This is a genomic window from Methylobacterium amylolyticum, assembly GCF_030700245.1.
GTDB lineage: Bacteria > Pseudomonadota > Alphaproteobacteria > Rhizobiales > Beijerinckiaceae > Methylobacterium.
In genome coordinates this window covers 144200-151385 of sequence record NZ_JAUYZI010000008.1, presented here as the reverse complement: position 1 = coordinate 151385, position 7186 = coordinate 144200, and the positions used below count along the sequence as shown (strand labels likewise).

Annotated in this window: 5 protein-coding genes; 2 read left to right on the top strand and 3 right to left on the bottom strand. The window is 75.2% G+C overall.

Going from position 1 to position 7186, the window contains the following annotated elements; all coding sequences use genetic code 11:
• Window positions 1-325 (top strand): outer membrane protein (locus tag Q8W71_RS08595; protein WP_370875367.1); only part of this gene is annotated, 325 nt, incomplete at its 5' end.
• Window positions 326-580: 255 nt separating this feature from the next.
• On the opposite strand, the gene trxA is transcribed toward Q8W71_RS08595, so the two are convergent.
• Together trxA and addA are read right to left on the bottom strand one after the other, a co-directional pair.
• Entirely contained in the window at window positions 581-910 is a 330-nt protein-coding gene (trxA, locus tag Q8W71_RS08590; protein WP_305524927.1) for a thioredoxin, read from the bottom strand.
• 171 nt (window positions 911-1081) lie between these two features.
• The gene (addA, locus tag Q8W71_RS08585; protein ID WP_305524926.1) at window positions 1082-4552 is read right to left on the bottom strand and encodes a double-strand break repair helicase AddA; all 3471 of its coding nucleotides are present in this window, start codon (window positions 4550-4552) and stop codon (window positions 1082-1084) included.
• Between the two features lie 207 nt (window positions 4553-4759).
• On the opposite strand from addA, the gene minC reads away from it, so the two are divergent.
• A complete protein-coding gene (gene minC, locus Q8W71_RS08580) occupies window positions 4760-5416 on the top strand; it encodes a septum site-determining protein MinC (protein ID WP_305524936.1) in 657 nt (218 codons plus the stop codon).
• Between the two features lie 10 nt (window positions 5417-5426).
• On the opposite strand, the gene Q8W71_RS08575 is transcribed toward minC, so the two are convergent.
• Window positions 5427-7163: a bifunctional protein-serine/threonine kinase/phosphatase gene (locus tag Q8W71_RS08575; RefSeq protein WP_305524925.1), complete on the bottom strand. Its 1737-nt coding sequence runs from the start codon at window positions 7161-7163 to the stop codon at window positions 5427-5429.
• Window positions 7164-7186 lie beyond the last annotated feature (23 nt).

Sequence of the window (7186 nt, the reverse complement as noted above, 5' to 3'; positions counted from 1 at the left end):
CACGGATGCCGGCGCCCGCATCGGCTTCCAGAACTTCGCCGGCCGCCGCGACGACTTCAAGACCGGCTGGACCGTCGGCGGCGGCGTCGAGTACGCCCTGCCCACCGACTCCTTCCTGAACTTCTTCAAGTCGTCGGCCGTCACCGTGAAGGTCGAAGGCCTGTACGTCAGCCTCGACCGCAACCGCACCGGCCTGCCGCTGGTCGGCGCCGCCGCCTCCAACGTCGGCTTCCTGCCGGTCTACTCGCTGGCCGGTGCCGGCCGGAACACCAACGACTTCGCCGTCGTCCGCGCCGGCCTGAACTACAAGTTCGGCTCGTACTGAGCCGCGCTTCGGATCCCGGGCTCGATCCCGGGATCCTTATAGAACCGACGGGTTTCGAAACCGAGAAAGCCCGGCCTCGCGGCCGGGCTTTCTTCATTTCGCCGCCGAGGCGGACCGCGCGGCGATCTCGATGCGTCAGGAGCATCGTCCCGAAAGGGGGTCACCGGCTTTCGGAAAAGGCGATGCAAAGCAGAGCGCTCGCGCGGGGAACGGCAGCCCGGTCGCGTCGGCGGGCCACCGTCCTCGGAGGTCGGGTCAGGCGCTCGCCGTCTGGGCGCTGATCCAGCGGGACAGGTCGCCCTTCGGCGCCGCGCCGACCTTCTGATCCACCCGCTCGCCGTTCTTGAACAGCAGCAGGGTCGGGATCGAGCGGATGCCGTACTGCGAGGCGATGCCCGGGTTCTCGTCCACGTTCACCTTGGCGATCTTGACCTTGCCCTGGAGGTCGGAGGCGATCTCCTCCAGCGCCGGTCCGATCTGGCGACAGGGGCCGCACCACTCCGCCCAGAAATCCACGACCACGGGCTCGGCGGACTTGAGAACGTCCTGCTCGAAGCTCGCGTCGGTCACCTTCACCGTCGCCATCGCAACACCTTTCGGAAGTCGCCGGCCGGGAGGGTCCCGGCCGGCAGCGGGCCTCTGAACGCCCGGTCGCGTCAGAATTGGAGACGCGTCGGGGCCCGGTCAAGAAGTCGCGCCGCGGCCGCATGACGGTGCCGTGCGCCGCTCATGACGGTGCGCTTCCCGTCCCCGTCCTCAGGCCGCCACCCCGGCCCGAGCCAGCGCCGCGTCGATCTCCCCCGCGTCCAGGACACGGACCACCGGGCCCGAGGTCCAGACCAGCATCGGCAGGATCCGCCGACCCGGGTAGATCCGCGCCAGCAGCCGCGCGTAGAGCGCGATCTGCGCCGCTTCGGCTTCCGGCAGGGGGGCACCCTCGGCGGGCGGTCGCCCGGTCTTGAAGTCGGCGAGCCGGACCGTGCGGTCGTCGACCGCGAGCCGGTCGATGCGGCCGTGGACCGGGCGCGCGATCCCGCCGACCGTGACCCGCCCCGAGAGCTGCACCTCGGCGCGGGCGCCATCCGCGAAGAGCGGCGCCAGCTCCGGTTCTCGGATCAGCCCGAGCACCGCCCGCAGGATCCCGTTGAGGGCCGGCCGCGGCAGGCCGGGGGCCCGCGCCCGCAGGTAGGCGAGGCCCGCCGCCTCGCGCCGGGCCGGCTCGACCCGGGGCAGGTGCTGCAGCAGGGCGTGGACGAGGACGCCGCGCCGCCGCGCCGCGGCGTCCGCGAGGCGCGGCGGCGGCACGCGAATCCCGTCCGCCGCCTGGAGCAGGCCGGAGGGGCCGAGCGGCACGGCCGCCTCGGGCTCCGGCGGCGCGGGCGCGCGCAGCCACGCGGGCTCCACCCCCGGCGACGGGCGGGGGCGCGCCGTCTCCGGGCGTGTCGGGATCTCCGCCCCGTCCCGCCAGAGGATCGCCGGCCCGTGCGGGGTCTCCACCGCCTCGCCGGTGCCCAGAGCGGCCTCGAGCCCGGCGCGGATCATCCGGCACCACGCGGCCTCGCTCTCGCGCTCGTGGCCGCGGAACGGCGCGACCACGAGGCGGTCGGCGGCCCGGGTCATCGCCACGTACAGCAGGCGGTTGTGCTCCTGGCGGGCGCGGGCGAGCAGCCCGGCCCGGGCGAGGCCGGTGGCCGCGCAATCCTGCGTCCGCCCGCTGGTCCAGACCGGCGGCAGCGGCTCGGCCTCCGGCGCCAGCGGCAGCAGCGGCGGATCGTTGCGCCCGAGCGGCTCGCAGCCGTCGAGGAGCACCACCACCGGCGCTTCGAGGCCCTTGGCCCCGTGGACGGTCATCACCCGCACCTCGTCGCGGCCCGCTTCGAGGTCGCGGCGCACGGTGTGGCCGGCCTCCGCGCCGAGGTAGCGGCTGAGGAAGCCGCCGAGCGACGGGGCGTCCTCGCCGGCCTCGGCCTGCGCGGCGGCGGCGAGGAACACATCGATGGCGTCGCCGGCCTCGCCGCCGAGCCGGGCGACCAGCCGCGCCCGGCCGCCGCCGGGGCCGAGCAGCCGCGCGTAGAAGCCGAACGGCCCCTGCGCGCCGGCGAGCGCGATCCAGCCGCGCAGGGCCTCGCGCCCGCGCAGCGCCGCCCCATCGCCGGCCTCGGCGTGGCGATGCAGGGCATCCTCCAGGGTCTCGGCGAGGTCGCGGCGAGCGGCGATGCGGGTGAGGTCGTCGTCGCTCAGCCCGACCAGCGGCGTCTTGAGGGCGGTGGCGAGCGTCAGGTCATCGGCCGGCAAGAGCCCCGCCCGGCCGACCGCGACGAGGTCGGCGACCGCGATATGGGCCGAGACCTCCAGGCGGTCCTGGCCCGCCACCGGCACGCCGAAGCCCTTCAGCGCCCGGATCACCTCCTCGAAGGCCGGCCCCCGCTTGCGCACGAGGATCAGCACGTCGCCGGGGCGCCAGACCCGGCCGGTGGCGTCGCCCCGGGTCGTCCAGGCGCGCACCGCCCCCGCCACCCGCCGGGCGGTGCGGATCGCCGGGGCGCTCGCCTCGGGAGCGTCGACCGGCGCGGTCCAGGCCTCGGGCTCGGGGGCGGGCTCCGGCTCGGCGATGTCCCACAGCTCGACCGCGCCGGGCGCCTCCGGCCGGGCGCTGGCGTGGACGGTGGCGCGCACCGCGTCCTCGAAGCTCAGGCCGTCGTTGTGCGCGTCCAGCGCGAACACCGCGTCCACCGCCCGCAGCACCAGGGAGGTCGAGCGGAAGGAGAGGGTGAGCGGCACGTCGGCGAAGGCGAGGCCGGCGGCGCGCGACTCGGCGATCCACGCGGCCCGGGTCAGGGCGAACTCGCGCGGCTCGGCCCCCTGGAAGCCGTAGATCGACTGCTTCGGGTCGCCCACCGCGAAGCGGGTGCGGTTGCCGTCCCGCGCGCCTTCGCCGGCGGCGAATTCCTGGGTGATCGCCCGCAGGATCGCCCACTGCTCGGGGTTGGTGTCCTGCGCCTCGTCGACCAGCACATGGTCGATGCCGCGGTCGAGCTTGTACAGCACCCAGCCCGCGCCCACCCGCGACAGCAGGTCGAGGGCCTTGCGGATCAGGTCGTCGAAATCGAGCGCCCCGAGGCGCGCCTTCTGCGCCTCGACCCGGCGGTGGATCTCGGCGGCGACGCGGAAAAGGGCTTGGGTCCGGGCATGCGCCCGGGCGGCGCGCAGTCGGTCGACCAGGGGCACCAGCCGGTCGCGCTCGGCGATCAGCCCCTCGCGGACGCCCTCCGGCACGGCCTTGGTGCCGAGGCTGCGATCGGCCTTCGGCTTGTCCTCGGCGGTGAAGAACACGCCCCGGTAGAGGTCGAGGGCATCCCCCGTGCCGTGCGCCGCCCAGGCCGCCTCCAGGCCCTCGGCCAGGGCCTCGTCGGTGGCCTTGCCCGTCCGCAGCGCCGCGACCAGCGCCGGCCGGTCCTCCGGGACGCCGCCCGGACCGCCGTCGAGGATCGCCGCCTCGATCGTCTCGGCGGTCTCCCCCGCCGCGAGGCCGAGCGCCCCGTGCAGCCGCGCGAAGGCCGTCTCCAGACCCGCGGGGTCGCCGATCAGCGGGCGGGCGCGCATCGCCGCGCGGATCGCCGCGCGCAGGGGGTCGCCGGTCGCCTCGGGGGTCACCTGCGCCAGCGCCTGCGCGAGCGGCGTGTCGCCCTCCACCGCGTCCGCCAGCACGTTGGCGGTCTCGATCTCGAAGATCTCCCGGGCCTGCGTCTCGTCGAGCACCACGAACCGGGCCGGCACGTTCGCCTCGAACGGGAACATGTGCAGCAGCCGCTCGCACAGGGCATGCAGGGTCTCGATCTTCAGACCCCCCGGGGTCTCCACCGCGCGGGCGAACAGGCGGCGGGCCGTGCGCAGGCGTTCGTGGCCCGCGCGAACGCCCGTGAGCTCCATGAGCTCGTCGGCGAGCGCCGCGTCGTCGAGCGTCACCCAGCGCCCCAGCCGCTGGAACACGCGGTTCGCCATGTTGGCCGCCGCCGCCTTGGTGAAGGTCAGGCAGAGGATCCGCCCCGGCGGCGCGCCGTCGAGCAGCAGCCGCACCACCCGGTCGGTGAGCACCTTGGTCTTGCCGGCCCCCGCATTGGCCGAGACCCAGGCCGAGGCGCACGGGTCCGCGGCGCGCCGCTGGTTCTCCTGCGTCAGCGCGTCGACGACGAATGTTTTTGGGATCTCGACGGTTACGGCGCTCAACGGATCGTCCCGGTTGCGGCAGGCCCCGTCTTACCGCAGTTCGGCGGGGAGCGCCCGGCCAAGGTGCCGCGCCCGGTCAAGGGCGGGATTGCCCCGGGCGCGCGTCCGCCGCATGGAGGGAGACGCGTCCCGAGATCCGAAGAAGCCGTGACCCAGCCGAGACCCGAGCCGGCCCGCCCGCCGATCCGCTTCCGCGGCCGCTCCTTCATGGCGACCGTGCTCGCGCCGGTCCCGCCGGTGGCCGAGTGGCTCGGCGACCTCGACGCCCTGGGCCGGCGGGCGCCGGCGTTCTTCTCCGGCCGCCCGGTGATCCTCGACCTCACCGGGCTCAGCGTGACGCGCGAGGATCTCGACGGCCTGCTCGCCGAGCTCGCCGCCCGCGCCATCACCGTCCTCGGGATCGAGGGCGCGCCGCCCGCGATCCTCGCCCCCGGCCTGCCGCCGGCCCTGTCCGGCGGGCGCCCGGCGGGGGAGATCGCGACCCCCGGCGAGGCGGAGCCCGAGCCGCTGCCCAAGGAGGCGCCGACCCGCTCGCTGATCCTCGACGCGCCGGTGCGCTCGGGCCAGACGATCCTGCACCTCGAAGGCGACGTGACCGTGCTCGGCGCCGTCGCCTCCGGCTCGGAGGTGATCGCGGGCGGCTCGATCCACGTCTACGGCACCCTGCGCGGCCGGGCGGTGGCGGGGGCGGCCGGCAACCCGGCGGCGCGGATCTGGTGCCGCCGGTTCGAGCCGGAACTGGTGGCGATCGACGGTCTCTACCGCGCGGCCGACGACCTCGACCCGGCCTTCCGCGGCCAGGCGGTGGAGGTGCGGCTGGTGGAGGACGCGATCCGGCTCGCCCTGTTCGACCAGGGCCGGTGACGGCGCCGCGTCACCGGCCGCGGGTGACGAGGAGCGCCAGCAGCACCGCGACCGCGATCCCGAGCAGCAGCGACAGGCCCTGCCAGAACAGCAGCGGGTTGCGCTCCAGCAGCGGCGCCCGGCGCGCGTCGGTGAAGGCCGGGTTCGGGTGGCGCAGGTCGTGGACGAATTCCGAGAGGACGGGGTAGCGCTTGGCGGGGTCGGGATGCACCGCCCGCCGCAGCGCCCCGTCGACCCAGGCCGGCAGCAGCGGCCGGGCGTGCAGGGCCGAGACGTAGCGGAGCCTGCGCTGGCCTGCCCGGGTGCGCGCCCGCGCGGCCTCGCCCCCGTAAGGCAGCCGCCCGACCAGCATCTGGTAGGCGATGACGCCCACTGAGAACACGTCCGAGGCCGGCGTCGCAGCGTAGCCCAGGAAGCATTCCGGCGCGGTGTATTGCAGGGCGCCGTGCACCGCGCCGTCGTCGGGGCCGGCCTCGTCCTCGGCCACGCCCGCGACCCGGGTCGCGCCGAAATCGATCAGCGTCACGGTGCCGGAGGCGTCGATCAGCACGTTGTCCGGCCGCAGGTCGCGGTGGATCATCTCCCGGCGGTGGAAGGCCTGCGCCCCCCGGGCGATCTGCTCGACGATCCCGCGCACGGTCTCGAGGTCCGGCGCCCGGCGATCGGTCATCCACTGCGTCAGCGTCCGGCCCTCGACGTAGCGCATGACCGTGTAGAGGTGGCTGCGCGGGCGCGCCTGCGGGTGGGCCTTCAGCACGTAGGGGCTGTCGATCCGCCGGGCGATCCACTCCTCCATCATGAAGTGCTGGAGGTAGACCGGGTCGTGGCACAGGTCGGGCGCCGGCACCTTGAGGGCCACCGCCGGCCCGTCCGCGCCGTCGGTGGCGAGGTAGACGCGCCCGCGCCCGCCGACGTGGAGGGGCCGCAGCACCCGGTAGCCGTCGAAGGCCGTCGGCGGGTCGAGCGGGGGCGCGGGCGGCAGGTCGGCGAACCGGCCGAGCTGTTCCGTCGGATCCCCGTCGGGCAGCGCGTCGACGCGCACGATCTGCACCGTGAGATTGTCGGGACTGCCCGCCGCGTAGGCGCGGTCGACGATCGCCCGCGCGGCATCCGCGAGGTCGTCGGCGGCGGCGATCTCCGCCGCGATCTCCCGCGGGCGGACGTGCTCGTGGACGCCGTCGCTGGTCAGGACGAAGGTGTCGCCGACCTCCGCCGGCACGGCGCAGTGGTCGATCTCGACGCGGGCGGTCGCGCCGAGCGCCCGGCCGAGATACGATTCGTGCGCGGAGACGACGACCCGGTGGTCCTCGGTCAGCCGTTCCAGCGACCGGCCGGAGACGCGGCAGACCCGGGTGTCGCCGACGTGGAAGACGTGGGCCGTGCGCGAGCGCAGCACCAGCGCGCTGAAGGTGGTGACGTAGCCCCGGTCGCCGTCGTGCGGGTCGGGACCGCCGCGGGTCTGGGCGTGGAGCCAGGAATTGGTGGCCGCGACGACGCGCTGCGCCGCCGTCTTCACCGACCACGTGTCGGGGGTGGCGTAGTAGTCGGTCAGGAAGCTCTTGACGGCGGTCTCGCTGGCGACCGCGCCGACCGCGCTGCTGCTGATGCCGTCGGCGAGCGCGACCGCGACGCCCTTGAGCCCGAGGGCGGGTTGCCGCGGGACGAGGGCGCCGTGGAAATCCTGGTTCGCGTCCTTGCGGCCCCGCTCGCTGTGCTGGCCGATCGAGACCGTCAGTTCCGGGGGCATCGTGCGTTCCGTGACGTCCGCTC